The organism is Rhodococcus zopfii NBRC 100606 = JCM 9919 (assembly GCF_001895025.1).
GTDB classification, from domain to species: Bacteria; Actinomycetota; Actinomycetes; order Mycobacteriales; family Mycobacteriaceae; genus Rhodococcus; species Rhodococcus zopfii.
Genome location: NZ_BCXI01000029.1, coordinates 92,602 through 108,694 on the forward strand (window position 1 = coordinate 92,602; position 16,093 = coordinate 108,694).

Here is a 16,093-nt window from a genome sequence, read left to right on the forward strand (position 1 = left end):
CGGCAGGTGTGCAACCATGTGCGCCCATGACGGACCATTCGGCCGACCATCTGCCTCCGGATCGCTGCCCGGGACTGCTGCGGCCACACCTCGCCGCGGACGGTGCGCTGGTGCGCGTACGCGCGCCCGGCGGTCGGCTTCCCGACGGCGGCCTGCGGCTCCTGTCGACAGCCGCCCGCACGTTCGCCGACGGGGACGTACACCTCACCTCACGGGGAAATCTGCAGGTCAGGGGCGTCACCGTGGACGGATGCGGCGGCGTCCCCGATGGGCTGGTCGAATCGGTCGCGGCGGCCGGATTCCTGCCGTCCGCGACCCACGAACGCGTCCGCAACATCGTCGCGTCGCCGCTGTCCGGACTCACCGGAGGTCTCGCCGACGTCCGGCCGATCGTGGCCGCGCTCGACGAGGCGCTGTGCGCCGACCCGATGCTCGCCGACCTGCCGGGCCGGTTCCTGTTCGGGATCGACGACGGTCGCGGCGACATCAGCGGCCTGCGCTGCGACCTGTCCGCTGTGGCTCTCGACGACGGGCGCGCCCGCATCGTGATCGGTGCACTGTCCGGCCCGGTGGTGCCCCTGAACGGCGTCGCCGACGCCCTGATCGACTCGGCCCGGCGGTTCCTGCAGGTACGGTCGACGCAGTGGCACGTGCGAAAACTCCCCGACGAGGGACGCGAACTGGGCGGGGGCGCGCAGCTTCCGCCGCCGGACCCGCATCCGATGCCGTACGGGGTGCTCGAAGCGGCGGTGTCCGTGCTGGTGCCGCTGGGAATCCTGAGTCCCGAGATGGTGGCGGTGTTGCCCGATCGTGGCGTGATCGTCACGCCGTGGCGGGGCCTGGTTCTGCCCGCCGGGACCGATCCGGAGGTCCTCGCGGCCGCCGGATTCGCGCTGACCGCCGATTCGCCATGGTCGCGGGTCACGGCGTGCACCGGATCGCCCGGGTGTAGTCTCGCCCGCAGCGATACGCGAGAAGTGGCCCGACGAACCGTCGCGGGGCCGGCCCCTTCCCGGCACGTCCACATCGTCGGATGCGAACGTGCTTGCGGCGCACCACATTTTCCCCATACCCTCGTCGTCGCCAGGAGTCCCATGTGATCGAGACGCCCCCACCCCGCCGGTACGAGTACGAGACCGACGGCGCCGAGATCTACGTCCGTTCGTTCGCGACGATCCGCGCCGAGTCGGACCTGACGAGCATTCCCGCCGACGCCGAGAAGGTCGCGGTCCGGATGATCCACGCCAGTGGCCAGACCGACCTGACCGACGATCTGGTGATCCATCCCGGTCTGGTCCGGGCCGCGCGCGATGCCCTGAACGCGGGTGCCCCGATCCTCACCGACGCGAACATGGTCGCCTCCGGGGTGACCCGCAAGCGCCTGCCGGCGGACAATCCGGTGCTGTGCCTGCTCGGCGATCCGCGGGTGCCGGGCCTGGCCGAACGCTGGGGCACGACCCGGTCCGCGGCGGCGGTGTCGCTGTGGGCAGAGCACCTCGAGGGCGCGGTCGTCGCGATCGGCAACGCGCCGACCGCGCTGTTCCATCTGCTGGAGATGCTCGACGCGGGCGCCCCGCGTCCGGCCGCGATCGTCGGGGTACCGGTCGGCTTCATCGGTGCCGCGGAATCGAAGGAAGCCCTGATCGAACACGAACTGCAGATCCCGTTCCTGGCGGTCCGGGGACGGCGCGGCGGGTCGGCGATGGCGTCGTCCGCACTCAATGCACTAGCGCAGGAGCGGGAATGAGCACCGGACGACTCTACGGCGTGGGTCTGGGACCTGGCGATCCCGAACTGATCACCCGCAAGGCAGCGCGGCTGATCGGCGAGGCCGACGTGATCGCCTACCACTCCGGCACCCACGGGCGGTCCATCGCGCGATCCATTGCCGCCGAGCTCATTCCGGACGGAGCGCTCGAGGAACGGCTGGTGTATCCGGTGACGACCGGCACCACCGACCACCCCGGCGGATACGACGGGGCGATCGCCGACTTCTACGACGACTGCGCCCGGCGTCTCGCCGCGCATCTCGAGGCGGGCCGGACCGTCGTGGTGCTGTGCGAGGGCGATCCCCTGTTCTACGGGTCCTACATGTACCTGCACGATCGGCTCGCCGATCGATTTGCGGCCGAGGTGATTCCGGGGGTGACATCGTTCTCCGCCGCGGCGGCCGCAGCCGCGGAGCCGCTCGTGCGCCGCACCGACGTGCTCACCGTCCTGCCCGGCACCCTGCCGGAACCGGAACTGGCGCGGCGCCTCGCCGATACCGACGGCGCCGTGATCATGAAGCTGGGCCGCACATTTCCTGCGGTGCGCAGCGCGCTCGCCCAGGCGGGCCGGCTCGACGACGCGGTGTACGTCGAACGCGCCTCGATGGGCGGACAACGCATCGCGCCGGTTTCCGAGGTGGATTCCGATGCGGTGCCGTACTTCTCGGTGATCCTCGCACCCGGCGACCGGGCACCGCGCAATCGCGACACCGCCGACCGTTCCCGGCCCGAGGTCACGCAGGATCCGGAACCGTCGGCGGCGCAGGAACTGCTGGTGATCGGGCTGGGTCCCGCCGACGAGCGGTGGCTGACCCCGGAGGCGTCCGCGGCGCTCGCCGATGTCGATCACGTCGTCGGTTACGGACCATACGTAGACCGGGTTCCGGTTCGTCCGGGGCTGCAACGACATTCGAGCGGAAACACCGTCGAGGTGGACCGGGCGCGCTTCGCACTCGACCTGGCGCTGTCCGGCGAGAAGGTCGCGGTCGTCTCCGGCGGCGACGCCGGTGTGTTCGGGATGGCGTCGGCGGTGTTCGAGGCCGCGCAGGACGAGCGTTACGGCGAGGTTCCGATCCGGGTGCTGCCCGGGGTATCCGCGATCCAGGCCGTCGCCGCGCGGGCCGGTGCCCCCATCGGTGGTGACTTCGCGGTGATGAGCCTGTCCGACCGGCTCAAGCCGTGGCCGGTCATCGAGAAGCGCCTGGCAGCGGTCGCGCAGGCGGATCTGGTCCTCGGTATCTACAACCCGGCGTCGCGGTCGCGCACGACTCAGGTCGCCGACGCCCGGGCGGTGCTGCTGCGACATCGGCCCGCCGACACGGTCGTCGTCGTCGGCCGGGACGTGGGCAGGCCCGGGGAGTCACTGGAAGTCACCACGCTCGAGAAGCTGGACCCGGCGACGATCGACATGAAGTGCCTGGTGATCATCGGTGCGGCAGGTACGTCGGTGACACCCTCGGGTGCGGTGTGGACCGCCCGATCGGTGGACTGAACACCGCGTGGCCGGCCTGCTACGCGGTCCGCTACAGCGCGGGGTCGTCGATGATCGCTTGCACGAGCGCGCCGTAGGTAGCGACGAGCCGGTCGCTCTCGATCACGTCGGGGGTGACCAGCTCGAAGGTCCGCAATCCGCTGGCCAGCCCGAGCAGCATGCTGACGATGAGCCGGGCACGCACCTGCGTCGGGGTGTCCTCGCCGATCGCGGCCGCGATGCGCGGCACGAACCGCGCCTCCATGTTCGCGCGCGCCGCGTCCCGGTCGGGCGCCTCCTGCAACAGGAACGGCGCCATCGCCCAGAACTCGAAGTCGCCGGAATCGCGACGCTCGACGAGTGCCCGGGTCATCCGGTGGCCGAGCGGCTCGGCGGGATGGTCGGGTTCGTCGACGTTCGGCGCGTCGGGGACCGCGGCCTCGAACAGCTGTGCCTTGCTGCCGGTCAGTTTCATCACCAGCGCCGGTGAGACACCGGCGCCTTCGGCGATATCGCGGATCGTCGTCGAAGTGAATCCGCGCTCGGTGAACAGTTTCCGGGCCACCTCCAGGACGGCATCCCGGGTGGTGCGTTCGGTCACGACCCCGCCCGGACGGACTCCGGGGTCGTCACCGGTTCGATACGTGCGCGAGCAGCTCTGGGTAGGAACACACCGGCCAGGGTAGCCAACAGTGTCGCGGCACCGGCGACCCCGAACATCGCGACGAACGCACCGTGTCCGGGGAAGGTGTGCCCGGCGGCCTCGACGGTGATTCCGGTCAGCAGTGCGGCGACCACGGCGCTCATGCTCGACGAGCCGACGGTGCGCAGCAGCGAGTTGAAGCCGTTGGCGGCGGCGGTCTCGTTCAGGGGAACCGCGTTCATGATGAGGATCGGCATGACGGCGAAGGCCAGCGCATTGCCGATGCTCACGAGGACGCTGCCCACGATGATGAGGACGACGGTGTCGTCGAAAGCCATGCGGAAGGCATAGGCCGACGTCATCAGGAGCGTCGACGCGACCAGGGTGGTGCGCGCACCGAAACGTTCGGTGATCCGCGCCGAGAGCGGGGAGATGATCATCATGGCCATGCCGCCGGGCACCATGCACAGGCCCGCGGTCGCGGCGCTGAGCCCGAATCCGAACCCCGTGATCTCGGGCAGCTGCAGCTGCTGGGTGGTCGCGAGAGTGTTGGCGTACGCGGCGAACGAGACGAACAGACCCGCGATGTTCGTCAGCAGAACAGGGCGGCGCACCGAGACGCGCAGGTCGACCATCGGCGCCTTCGCACGGAGCTCGTAGGGCACCCACACGGCGAGGACGAGAACGGCCGCGCCCAGGCTCAGCAGGATCCGTGGGCTGGTCCAACCCCAGGCCGGCCCTTTCGAGATGCCGAGCAGCAACGCGACCAGCGCGAGGGCGAGCAGCACCGCGCCGAGGACGTCGAATCGGCCGGAGGTACCCGAGACACCGGCCGGAACGAGGATCAGAATGCCGGTGAGCAGCAACGCGCCTGCGGCCGCGGACACCCAGAACACCGAGCTCCAGCCGAAGTGGTCGAACAGTACACCCGCGGCCGGAAGACCGAGCGCACCGCCGATACCCATCGTCGCGCTGACCATCGCGACGCCGGACGCGACCTTCTCCCGCGGCAGCACATCGCGCAGCACAGCCATCGCGATCGGGATCAGCGCGGAGGAAAACCCCTGAAAGGCACGGCCGACGAGGACCGCGACGTAGGTGCCTCCGACCGCCGCGATCAGGGAACCGAGCACCATCATCGCCAGCGACAGGATCATCATCCGGCGTTTGCCGTACATGTCGGCCGTCCGCGAGACGACGGGTGTCGCGACCGCCCCGGTCAGCAGGGTGATCGTCACGAGCCAGGTCGCGTCGCCGTCGCTGACGCCGAGGACGCCGGGCAGGTTCGGCAGCAGCGGGACCACGAGGGTCGTCTGCAGAGCGACGACGAGCCCCGCCAGGCTCAGCAGCGCGGTGACGGCGGTACCCGATTTCGGGTTCTGGGGAGGTTGGATCACTGGGTTCTCCATCGTTCACACAGGGGTGAACGATGTTCACCCCTGCGCGTCAAGGGCGCTCACCGCATCCGGGGCCATCGCCGCAGCAAGCGCCACTCTCCGCCAAAGAGAATGTGATTGACATCTCATTCGAGACGATGCTAGACAGATGCTCAGCACACATGATGTCCACCGGGTGCGGCGTCCTTCTCCGTGTTCCGTGCGAAGTCCGAGGTGACGAGTGAGCGTGACCCCCGCAGTTCCTTCCTGCTACGTCGGCATCCGGGTTCCGCGCATCGAGGACCCGCGGCTGCTCACAGGCGCGGGTCTGTTCGTCGACGACGTCACGCGACCGGGCATGTTCCACGCGTGCTTCGTCCGCAGCCCGATCCCTCGCGGCAGAATCCTCTCCATCGACACCAGCGCGGCCGAGGCACTCGACGGCGTGCACGCGGTGTTCGTCGCATCCGATCTCAATCCGCGCGTCCGCGAGCAGAAGTACGCACTCGACGGGCCGTTCATGCCGAGCCTGAACTGGCCGCCGCTCGCCGACGACGAGGTCCGGTTCGTCGGCGACCCGGTCGCGTTGGTCATCGCCCGCGACCGCTACATCGCCGAGGACGCCGCCGAACTCGTCGTGGTCGACTACGACCCGCTGAGCCCTGTCGTCGATTACGTCACCGCCGACACGAACGAGGAACTCGTGCACGCACAGTTCCCCGGCAACCACGCCGGCGGCATGGCGATCCCGCCGTCCGACGAGCTGCTGCGTATCTTCGACGAGGCCCCGCACGTCGTGAGCCGGACCGTCCACCAGCAGGCCTACATCGCGGTGCCGATGGAGACGCGCGGCCTGGTCGCCGAGTGGGCGAAGTCGACCGGGGAAATGACGATCTGGGCGTCGACCCAGTCGCCGCACGAGGTCCGCGGGTTCTGCGCGAAACTGCTCGGCATCGACGAACACCGGGTGCGCGTGCTGATGCGCGACACCGGCGGCGGCTTCGGCCAGAAGGTCGTGCCGCAGCGCGAGGACATCTGCGTCATGCTCGCGGCGACGATGCTGCCGTTCGCGGTCAAGTGGATCGAGGACCGGCAGGAACACATGATGTCCGCCGGCATGGCGCGGGAGGAACACGGCGAGGCCCGCATGGCGTTCGACGCGGACGGCAGGATCCTCGCGGCCACCCTCGACCACGTGCAGAACGTCGGTGCCTATCCGGTGCCGTCCCCGGTGACGGCGGCGTCCGCGGTCGGCATGCTCTTCCCCGGCCCATACCGCATCCCCGCCGCGACGTTCAGCCTGAAGCTGCACTACACCAACACCGTCGGGCGCGTCGCCTACCGCGGCCCCTGGCAGTACGAGTCGATGGCACGAGAAGTGCTGTTGGACAGCGCGGCCCGTCGTATCGGGCTCGACCCGGTCGAGCTGCGTCGCCGGAACATGTACAGCAGCGACGAGTTCCCGGTCGCGGCACCGACCGGCATGCCGTTCAGCGACGTCACCCCGCGCGAGACGTTCGAGCAGGCACTGTCGATGCTCGGCTACGACGCGTTTCGCCGCGAACAGGAGAAGGCCCGCGCCGAGGGCCGCTTCATGACCGTGTGGGGTCGCGGCGCCTCTTGCGTTGGTCGACGAGGATCGTCGAGTCGGCGCGGTGCCAGTGGACGCCGTCGTACTCGATCACCACCGTCCGGCCCTGATGGTCAAGGTCGATGTCCGTCATCGAGGAGTGGCGTAAGGCGAACGCATCGTTGGCAGTCCACGAACTCCAAGGCCCTGTCTGCCATGTGGTCCCGGCCTACTTCACCGCACTGGACCCCACCCCCTCCTCGCACGGGATGGACGCGTGTCGCGTGCGCGGTCAGTGCGCCTCGAACGACAACAGAACCGAGGCATGCAGTCTCCCGTCGAGAACCACGACGGAGTGCGAGATCGACACAAGAGTGTGTCCCTCGGTCTGGTTTGCCATCGTCACCGCCGTCTCAACATGATTGGCGAGATCGGCGTGCAGAGCGTCCAGATCGTCGTAGGGACCGAGCGCGATCGTGGAGAGCTCGTAATTTCGCTGCGTGTCCATGGCCTGACCGTAGTGCCGCGCCGCCCGTCGACATCCCCGTTCGTCACGGGTGCACCATCAGCCCATCCACCCGGCAGACGACCACCCCTTACCCCGCCGCGCGCAGCATGTCACCGCTACAGCACGGCTACCTGCATCGATGACACGTCCCCGACGGTCGCCATACGTCGAGTGTGCGCCGGAGCCGGCGGACCGAGGACCAGCGCAGCCGCCCGGCGCGCAACCCTCGTACTTGCGGCCCCGAGCCCGGATGATCTCACGCGGCACCGGCGAGGGCGTGCACATCGACCGAGGTCGCGGCCGGATTCGATCCGGGCACCGAGAGTTGCTTCCGGTTCGTCCGCACTCCGTACATCCCCGCTTCTCGATCCACCGGCTCGGGGCAGGCGAACCGTCTGCACCCCGCCCTGTCCGATGCAGTGTGACCAGACCGACCTGCCGAGCCGGTGACGGATGGATACCCGGTCCGCACCACCCACCGACAGGCCCTTCTCGATGCTCATCCGCCCCGTGGACCACCGCCAAGCGCTCGTTACGATGACCGGCTCTTGACCGATTGGCCACATGCGATGTCTGCCGAGTCCTGAGCCGGGCCGGCATGCAGATCGCCTCGTCGACGTACTAGGCAGCCAAGTCCGGCCAACCGTCGGCGAGAACCGCCCGCGATATGGAACCCGTCGACCAGATCCACCGGGTCCACGCCGACAATTGCGGCGTCATGGCGCTCATCATCCAGTCATCCAGCATCGCAGTGCACATGCAGTTGGCCCGGCGTCACGACCCCCCACCGCCGACGAACCGACCGACCGGCCGACCGGCCGACCGGCCGACCGGCCGACCGGCCGACCGAGGAAGCGTTGCACCACAAGGTATGTCGCACCTCGGAGTCACCCGACCGTGTCGGGCGTCGCTGCAGCGCTACCGACAGGGGTCGCGGTCGCAAACATCAATCCGAACCCACTCAGGCCGGCACGCCGGGATCAAGAAAGATCGAGGTTGGACAGAACAAGGCGTCCCTCTGTTCTCAGCGCGGTGTTCGCCGCAATTGAAAGCATGGAACCCCGATCGAAGTGACTACTGTGCGGTGTAGCCGCCGTCGACAACGAGTTCCGCCCCTGTGACGAACGAAGATTCATCCGAGGCGAGGTAGAGGATCGCGTAGGCGATGTCTGCGGCGGTCCCTAGTCTGCCGATCGGATGTTTCGCGGTCAGAGCCGCCCGCCCTTCCTCGATGTCGCCGCCTTCCGATGCAACCGCCTGGACCATGGGTGTCCAGATGTAGCCGGGATGGACGGAGTTGACGCGAATTCCGTAGCCGGCGTTGGCGCAGTGCAAGGCACTGGACTTGGTGAAGATCCGCACGCCTCCCTTGCTGGCATTGTATGCGGGGAGCGAAGGATCACCGATGATTCCTTCGATAGATGAGAGGTTGATAATCGAACCTCCGCCGGTCGACTTCATCGCCGATATCGCTGCCTTGGTGCCGAGGAAGACACCATCTAGATTGATCGCTTGCAGCCAACGCCAACGTTCAAGGGTCTCCTCCTCAACATTCGACGTCGAAGCAACACCGGCATTGTTGACTAGGATGTCAAGGCGTCCATAGATTTCGACAGTTCTGTCAACGACATCGATCCACGACTGTTCGTCGGCTACGTCGTGTTTCAAGAACCACACACGCTTGCCTGCGCTGTCGAGACCAACAGCAGTAGATGCGCCTGCGGACGCGTCGATGTCGGTGAGTACCACCTGGGCACCCTCGCTAAGGAGGAGGCGTGCGGTGGCCTCGCCGATTCCTTTGGCACCTCCGGTGATCAGTGCGATCTTGCCTTCAACTCTTCCCATCATTTTCTCCTCTGACGATTCTGTTGGATGGACAATTCAGAGCCTTCGACTGCTGAATCGGAGCACGTTCGTAGTGCCACGATTCTGAACGGCTTAACCCAAATGTCGGGCAGGCTAGCTCGGTTCGAGCACTCGGGAGCCGAGAAGGTGGCATAGTTCCAGCGCCACTGCAACAGTGATGCGGTCGGTTTCGATGCCGTGACCTACATGCGAGGGGATCTTTCCGAGACGGTACTTGACCGTGTTTCTGTGTACGTTGAGTAGCTCCGCGGTCCGAACGTAATTATCGCCGGTCTGAAGGAAGATTCGACAGGTTTCGCGAAGTACAGCTGCAGCGTCGTCATCTTTGGCGAGCTGGCCGAGAACTTCTCCAACCCATGCCCTTGTGAGCTCGAGTTGTCCGACGACAAGCGAGGCGACACGGACACCTTGGTCGTCGTAGCAGGTGATCATGCGCTCGGCTTCACTAGCAGCGGCCATCGCCACGGACTGTGCCTTCGCTGCCAACCTGTGAGACTTGACGAACCCGTCTGCATCCCGAGCCGGGACACCCACAGCCAGTCGGTACAGCCCGGCCTTATCCACCCGCGCGCGCAAGTCCAGCGTCCCTCGCGCGGTCGATCCCGCTGCAACCGGCATCCAGATCCAGGTAGTGGATTTGTCGATCATCTGTACCAGCGGACGTCCGACAGCGCCGCATGCACTTTCGAGTGTGCGAATGAAGTTGCGCGTGTCGTCGGGTGTCGGAGCGTCCACCACGGTGGGACGCACCCACAGGATCATCGCGAGGTGGTTGGCAGTGAGTCGGTAGCCCGTTCCTCGTTCGAACTTGCGTTGGTCGGTTCCTTCGTCTGTCAGCAGCGCTCGGATCAACGGGAGTCCGGAGGACAGCTGGGACCACCGATTCTGCTCCTCGGCGTGAATTCTGCCTACTTGGAGGGAGACCCAGTCGATGTAGCGGAAGAGATATGCGTTGATTCGCCGGAGAACCTCGTATTCGAGATCGGCGGGCACGTCCCCTCTGCGGACTTCGTCGAACGCGCTCTCGAGTAGATAGTTCTGCCCGATCGCATAGGCGCGAATGAGATGACTGGCAGGGATCGACCGTTGGGCGAGCGATCGCGCGTAGTCGACCGCGCCGCCTGGTGCCTCGATCTTCTCGATGGGGATCTCGTTTGCAAGCCCGTGGAAGAGAGTGGTGACGTTGCTACGGATGCTGCGTTTGAGCTGTTCGATCAGGGGTTGATCTCCACCGATGAGTTCGATCTCCGCTGCCAGTACCACCGCCATACCTGAGGTGATCTCGTCCTGCTTTGCGTAGAGATCCTGTCCGGCCTTGAGTACGTATCCACGGGCTCTGTCCGTGGCGCTCTCGCCGAGTTTGTGGGCAGCGAATTCATCGCCGATCGTCATCGGTGATCACCAGTTCTTTGCCTGCAACGCCGCGCGGGCAGCATTGTAGCCACACATGCCGTGCACGCCTGCTCCGGGCGGGGTGGCAGATGAACACAAGTAGGTGCCGGGAACGCCGGTCCAATACGGATTCAACGAGAGCCTGGGCCGGCCGACGATTTGCCGTGCGGTGTTCGCACCGGCAGAGATGTCACCACCAACATAGTTCGCATTGTAGGACTGGAATTGCTGGACAGAGCGCGTATGGATGCCGACGATGCGCTCCCGGAACCCTGGCGCGAATCGTTCGATCTGGTTGACGACCAGGTCGGTGACATCGTCAGGGTGGTTGTTGGGCACATGGGCGTACGCCCAGACCGGATGGATGTCTCCCACTGATCGCGAGGGGTCGGCGAGGAACTGCTGCCCGACCAACACTATTGGACGGTCGGTCATCTGCCCACGCGCAACACTACCTTCGGCCTGGATCAGCTCCTTCATCGTGCCGCCCAGATGCAGGGTGCCGGCCCTGCGAGCCGCGTCGTTCGTCCACGGCACGACATCGGTGACGTCACCGGAGGAGCCCCGGACCGCGAAGTCGACCTTGAACGCCGCCGGCCCATACGCGTAGCGGCGATATGCCTTCGCGATTCGGGACGGCTGCCTCTCGCCGAGAATACGAGTCGCGGCGTTGGGGGCCACGTCAAGCATGACCAGATCTGCATCGGCGACTTCGGAGTAGTCACCAATGGTACGGCCGGTTTCCACTTTCCCACCGAGGGAGAGAAGAACCGAGGCCATCGCGTTGGTGATTGCTTGCGAGCCGCCCCGTGCCACGGGCCACCCGTGGGCATGCGCAGCGGCCGTCAACATCACTCCGACCGCGCTGGACATCGGCGCGGTGAGCGAACCGAACAGATGGGCCGCGACACCACCGAAGAGGGCTTGGGCCTGGGGAGTCCGTAGTCTGCTGGAAAGTACGGATGCCGGCAGCATCGCCTTGACGCCGAATCGCGCGAGCAGCAGAGGATGGGAGGGAACACGGACCAAAGGCTGGAATGTGTCGAGGACGAGGTCGTCGAAATGTTCTGAGGCATAACCAAACAGCCGTCGCCAAGACCCGCCGTCGATGCCGAGTCCTTCACACGTTCGGTCGAGGTCCCGCCAGAGAATCCCTGCGGAGCCGTCGTCGAGGGGGTGCACGAGGTCGATCTCGGGCCATGCCCAGTGCAACCCGTGTGAACCCAAGTCGAATTCGGCATCGAGTTCCCTGAGAAAGGGAGAGGCGAGAGCGGTGGGGTGAAACGCGGAGCAGTCGTCATGGAGCAATCCGTCCACGATGTATTCGCTACTTCTGGTGCCGCCACCGATTCGGTCCGCGGCCTCCACAACACGAACATCGATCCCGTTCCTGGCCAGTTCGATCGCTGCCGCGAGCCCATTCGGGCCGCTGCCCACCACCACCGCTGTCGCCATGTCTCTACCTGCTTTCCACCGTGAGGGACGACTCGTTCGTCGAAGACCGCGTCCATGTGATGTTCATGGGGATAGGGCCGTCGGGGAGCCACGGTTGTGGCTCGCGCGCATCCTTGACCGTGTACGTGCCACGCTCGATGACACCGAGGCCCAAGTCGATGACCTTGTACTCGAGGTAGTTCTTGTGGAGGGGCTGCGACTCGATCCACACCACGACCACTTCGCCCGGCTCGAACTGCGCACGTCGCTGAATCTCGGTGAGCAGCAGTTCGTTGAACAGATGGCCGTCGCCGAAGTGCCAGCCCACCAGGTTCGCGATCATCGACTCGCCCTCGCGCAGGGTGTAGCGGTCGATGTCGTCGAGGTTCCGGGACAGTGCCGACAGCATGGCCGGACCCTGGGTGTGCATGGCGCGCCACGCAATTGCCTTCTGCAGCAGCATCTCCGCCAGGTCGTAGCCGTACGCCGCGCCGAGCTGGTCGACTTGGTTCGGGGAGGACATCAGCACCTTGTCTGCGAGCTTCTTCTCGGCACCGGGAGCGAATGCCCACATCGCGGACGCCCAGTTGCCGGCGTACTGGCGCATCGAGGGCAGGAACGAGACCAGGTCCGGCCGCAGGTTGCCGAGGACGGGGAAGAAGCACAGCGCTGCAATGATTCCTGCAGTCAGCCACGGGCTCGATATGTCACTCACGGCGTAGCCGTCCCAGGTCGGGAAGCCCAGGAAGAGGAACGCTGCAACGAAGGCGAACATGGCGTTCCATTCCAGCGGTACCGCGACCGGGAAGGTGAGGAGAATCGTGATGTGGAACGCCACCATCAGCAGCACGGCAAACAACGTGATCGTGTGGTTCGTCGAGAACAGCATGATCAGCGGTGCCACGATCTCGACGACGGTGCCGAGGATGTGTGCGACGCCCGACGCTCGGGGCGACGGCCGAAGGTCGTTCGGGAAGTTCTTGTACAGCTTCCGCTTGAGCGTCTTGCTGACCATGATCGGCGCATTCGACATCATGACCGGAACTACCTTGGTGAAGTGGTGGCCGAACTTCGAGACGCCGGCTCCGACCCAGATCACGATCATCAGCAGTTTGCACGCGACGATCATGTCGGTGAAGGGAAGTGCCGCGAAGAACACAACGGCGGGCAGGTACTGCTCGGCGCGCATGGCAAGGAAGGTGACTTTATCCCGCAAACCCATGACGACAGCAAGAACGAGCAAGGGCCACAAGAGAACCGGGTTCAACAGCCCTGCGGTGGCCTCCGGGTGTACAGCCGCCATGGACGTGCTCTGCACGCCTGGCAGCACCAGAATCACAACGAGGCTGAGAATGACCGACGCATACAGCGCCACGTCGTACTCGGTGCGAACGCCGCCCTTGGTGAAGGGCACTTTGCCCGGCCACGGCGGATTGCGCAAGGTGCCGGACCGGAGCCAGTAGCGGTGACCGCCGACGCGCGGACTGAATCGGAAAGCCATCGGACCCGACGAAGCGCCGAGGCCGAGCATCTCCCACAGCACTGTGAAGATCACCATCTTCTGGTAGACGATGGGCTCGCTCCACCAGTCTGCGACGCCCCAGGGAGCGCCGGCACCTGTGGTGACCGTTGCGATGGTGATGCCGAGGATGGCGTAGATGAGAACTTTGACCGTGTACCCGACGTGCGTCTTCTTCGCGGTTCCGAATCCGTAGTCCACCCAGTGGGTGGCGAGGTAGCGGATCCGTTCGAAGGTGGGCATCCGGACGATGTCAGCCGGATTGTCGGGCGGAAGGTCGGGGACGAAGTATCCCATGACGACTCCTAGAATCGAGAGACGAGCGGACCTGTGGTGATACCGCTTCTGGGTGCATTCCACTGACGCTCGACCCACGGAGCGGTGCGAGCGGTCGGGGAGAAGGGATCGGCGCCTAGGCCCGCAGTTGGGTGCGCAGTCCTGGTTTGTCGATCTTGCCGACAGGGTTCTTCGGCAGGGTGTCCAGAACATAGATCTGGACCGGGATCTTGATCTTGGTCAGGGTCGATGTGAGATGGTCGAGCAGCTCGTTCTCGGCGACTGCACGGCCCGGGTAGGGGACGACGAAGGCGACGGGCACTTCGCCATAGACGTCGTCCGGGCGGCCGACAACGGCAGCTTCGAGGACCGCGGCGTGTCCGTAGAGTGCGTTCTCGATCTCCTTCGGGTAGAGGTTCTCTCCCCCGCGGATGATCAGATCCTTGATGCGGTCGACCAAGGTCAGGTAGCCGTTCTCATCGAATCGGCCGACGTCCCCGGTGTGAAGCCAGCCGTCGATCACCGTCTCGGCGGTTGCGCCAGGCTTGTGGAGATACCCGCGCATGACGTTCGCGCCCCGGACGACGACCTCTCCGGCTTCGCCCACGGGAACCGGATTTCCGTTGGCGTCGATCACCCGCACGTCCTGGCCAGGTAGAGCGGGCCCCACGCTACCGAGACGACGGACTCCGTCGAGGGGGTTGCAGCAGCTCACACACGTTCCCTCGGTCAGTCCATAGCCTTCGACCAGAGTGATTCCGAGACGATCCTCCACTCGAGCAAGAAGATCCGCCGAGACGGGAGCCGCTCCACACAGCGCGAACCGCAAGGAGGTGATCCCCTGGGTCTGCTCGTCGGGAAGTTCCATGATGCGAGCGAGCAAGGTGGGTACCGCCGAGAAATAGGTCGGCTCGTGGTCTCGCACCGCTTGCAGGAAGGTCTGCGCTTCGAACCGACGCAGGATCGTCAGCCGTGCACCACGATAGGTCGAGGCGAGCAAGCTGACACAGATCGCGTTGACGTGAAACAGCGGCAGAACGAGCAGACAGTGGTCGTTCTGGGTGATCCGGAAGTGCTCGGCCAGCGTTGACGCCATGGCCACGAGATTGTCGTGGGTGAGCATGACCCCCTTCGGTCGCCCGGTCGACCCACTGGTGTAGATCAGCAGCGCGATGTCGTCGCCAGGAACCGTGGGGGCGTTCGGCAGCGATCGCGGTACCGGCCCGCCCTGCGGCGGGACCAGGTCGGCGACCGCGAGCGTCGAATGCGACGAGAGATCGGCGCCGATCGCGTCGTGCACGACAAGCTTCGCTGCCGCGTCTTCGATCTGGTACGCGGCCTCACTCGTCGTGAGCGTCGGGTTGACCGGAGTGACGGCAGCGCCAATGCGCCACGCGGCCATCATCACGATCGGCAACTCCACCCGATTCGCGAGCATCACCGCGACGACGTCGCCGGCACCCACACCCCGCTCCGACAGCTGCCCGGCGACCGCGTCGGTCCACCGCGCGGCGTCACCATACGTGACCGCCCGATCGGCATCCTGCATCCAGGGGCGTGTTCGCCACTCGGCCGGGTGGTGCCACGGCAGATAGGAATGAATCACGTTTGTTCCCTTCTTGTTTGGATGCCAAGGTCGTGGCGTCGAACGCGATGGTTCATACGGTAGCGATTCAGATCACACAAGCGCTCCGGCAAAGATCACCAACTTGAAGTCGCCGGTTGTGCAAAGCTGCCAAACTCCACGAACGGGCGCGTTGACGAGCGCAGTCAGCCTCGCCCGATCAGAAGCGATGGCGCGACGGCACTCGTTTCGCTACGCAACCGGGTTGTAGAAGTGCAGGACGGGTGGGGCTTCCGCCACGTTCAGCGCTTCGGTCAGATCCAGCGTTCCGTCGGTGAGACCCGCGCCCAGGAGGCCGACCGTGGCCTCCAGATCGTCCGTGTCCACCTCGTACAACGCCAGGTACCGGTGCGGCGGCGCCACCTCCTGCGGCGTCAACTGCGCCTCGGCATACTTGTACCGACGACCGCCGACGATGCCAGGAATTCGTTCGATGACCTGCGGAATGTGGACCTCGTCGTACCACCGATTGAACTCGGCCTCGTGTTCCGGACCGGTGGGGTGAACATGCGCCACCAGAACAGCTTTTGCCACGACAGATTCTCCGCTCTGACTGTTGAATGGTCGGGGCATCGGTAGGGCCCCGACCAGGGACCGGGCTAGAGGATTCGAGCGAACGCAAGAGACCGCTCGGCATTCGCCTGC

The 16,093-nt window shown here is 65.8% G+C and carries 12 protein-coding genes; 4 read left to right on the top strand and 8 right to left on the bottom strand.

What is annotated here, in order from left to right; genetic code table 11:
- Positions 1-26 precede the first annotated feature (26 nt).
- The 3 genes from RZ1_RS18435 to RZ1_RS18445 are packed head-to-tail and all read left to right on the top strand — an operon-like array spanning position 27 to position 3,261.
- Positions 27-1,100, top strand: coding sequence for a ferredoxin-like domain-containing protein (locus tag RZ1_RS18435; RefSeq protein WP_072813952.1), 1,074 nt, complete (start codon positions 27-29; stop codon positions 1,098-1,100).
- Entirely contained in the window at positions 1,097-1,747 is a 651-nt protein-coding gene (locus RZ1_RS18440) for a precorrin-8X methylmutase (RefSeq protein WP_139281891.1), read from the top strand. Before RZ1_RS18435 ends, RZ1_RS18440 begins: the two co-directional genes overlap by 4 nt.
- Complete coding sequence (locus RZ1_RS18445; RefSeq protein WP_072813953.1) at positions 1,744-3,261, top strand: precorrin-2 C(20)-methyltransferase; 1,518 nt, start codon at positions 1,744-1,746, stop codon at positions 3,259-3,261. The genes RZ1_RS18440 and RZ1_RS18445 overlap by 4 nt, the downstream gene beginning before the upstream one ends.
- 31 nt (positions 3,262-3,292) lie before the next feature.
- Here RZ1_RS18445 and RZ1_RS18450 read toward each other — a convergent pair whose 3' ends face one another.
- The gene (locus RZ1_RS18450; RefSeq protein ID WP_072813954.1) at positions 3,293-3,841 is read right to left on the bottom strand and encodes a TetR/AcrR family transcriptional regulator; all 549 of its coding nucleotides are present in this window, start codon (positions 3,839-3,841) and stop codon (positions 3,293-3,295) included.
- On the bottom strand, positions 3,838-5,280 hold the full coding sequence (locus tag RZ1_RS18455; protein WP_238071719.1) for an MFS transporter: 1,443 nt from the start codon (positions 5,278-5,280) through the stop codon (positions 3,838-3,840). Before RZ1_RS18455 ends, RZ1_RS18450 begins: the two co-directional genes overlap by 4 nt.
- 226 nt (positions 5,281-5,506) lie before the next feature.
- On the opposite strand from RZ1_RS18455, the gene RZ1_RS18460 reads away from it, so the two are divergent.
- A complete protein-coding gene (locus RZ1_RS18460; RefSeq protein ID WP_218020467.1) occupies positions 5,507-7,480 on the top strand; it encodes a xanthine dehydrogenase family protein molybdopterin-binding subunit in 1,974 nt (657 codons plus the stop codon).
- A 931-nt stretch (positions 7,481-8,411) separates the two neighbouring features.
- Here RZ1_RS18460 and RZ1_RS18470 read toward each other — a convergent pair.
- The 6 genes from RZ1_RS18470 to RZ1_RS18495 form a co-directional block, all read right to left on the bottom strand.
- The gene (locus RZ1_RS18470) at positions 8,412-9,185 is read right to left on the bottom strand and encodes a glucose 1-dehydrogenase (protein ID WP_238071718.1); all 774 of its coding nucleotides are present in this window, start codon (positions 9,183-9,185) and stop codon (positions 8,412-8,414) included.
- A gap of 111 nt (positions 9,186-9,296) precedes the next feature.
- Positions 9,297-10,595, bottom strand: a complete 1,299-nt coding sequence (locus RZ1_RS18475) for a PucR family transcriptional regulator (RefSeq protein WP_072813957.1) — start codon at positions 10,593-10,595, stop codon at positions 9,297-9,299.
- A gap of 6 nt (positions 10,596-10,601) precedes the next feature.
- Entirely contained in the window at positions 10,602-12,050 is a 1,449-nt protein-coding gene (locus RZ1_RS18480) for a phytoene desaturase family protein (RefSeq protein WP_072813958.1), read from the bottom strand.
- A 4-nt stretch (positions 12,051-12,054) separates the two neighbouring features.
- Positions 12,055-13,845, bottom strand: a complete 1,791-nt coding sequence (locus RZ1_RS18485; protein WP_072813959.1) for a DUF3556 domain-containing protein — start codon at positions 13,843-13,845, stop codon at positions 12,055-12,057.
- A 115-nt stretch (positions 13,846-13,960) separates the two neighbouring features.
- Positions 13,961-15,430, bottom strand: a complete 1,470-nt coding sequence (locus RZ1_RS18490) for a class I adenylate-forming enzyme family protein (protein WP_072813960.1) — start codon at positions 15,428-15,430, stop codon at positions 13,961-13,963.
- A gap of 210 nt (positions 15,431-15,640) precedes the next feature.
- The gene (locus RZ1_RS18495) at positions 15,641-15,982 is read right to left on the bottom strand and encodes a DUF4286 family protein (protein ID WP_072813961.1); all 342 of its coding nucleotides are present in this window, start codon (positions 15,980-15,982) and stop codon (positions 15,641-15,643) included.
- Between the last annotated feature and the right edge of the window lie 111 nt (positions 15,983-16,093).

Bases quoted from the DNA above. Each gene is read 5' to 3' on its own strand.
- RZ1_RS18475 (WP_072813957.1), bottom strand. From the start codon at position 10,595: ATGACGATCGGCGATGAATTCGCTGCCCACAAACTCGGCGAGAGCGCC.
- RZ1_RS18480 (WP_072813958.1), bottom strand. From the start codon at position 12,050: ATGGCGACAGCGGTGGTGGTGGGCAGCGGCCCGAATGGGCTCGCGGCA.
- RZ1_RS18435 (WP_072813952.1), top strand. From the start codon at position 27: ATGACGGACCATTCGGCCGACCATCTGCCTCCGGATCGCTGCCCGGGA.
- RZ1_RS18470 (WP_238071718.1), bottom strand. From the start codon at position 9,185: ATGATGGGAAGAGTTGAAGGCAAGATCGCACTGATCACCGGAGGTGCC.
- RZ1_RS18485 (WP_072813959.1), bottom strand. From the start codon at position 13,845: ATGGGATACTTCGTCCCCGACCTTCCGCCCGACAATCCGGCTGACATC.
- RZ1_RS18445 (WP_072813953.1), top strand. From the start codon at position 1,744: ATGAGCACCGGACGACTCTACGGCGTGGGTCTGGGACCTGGCGATCCC.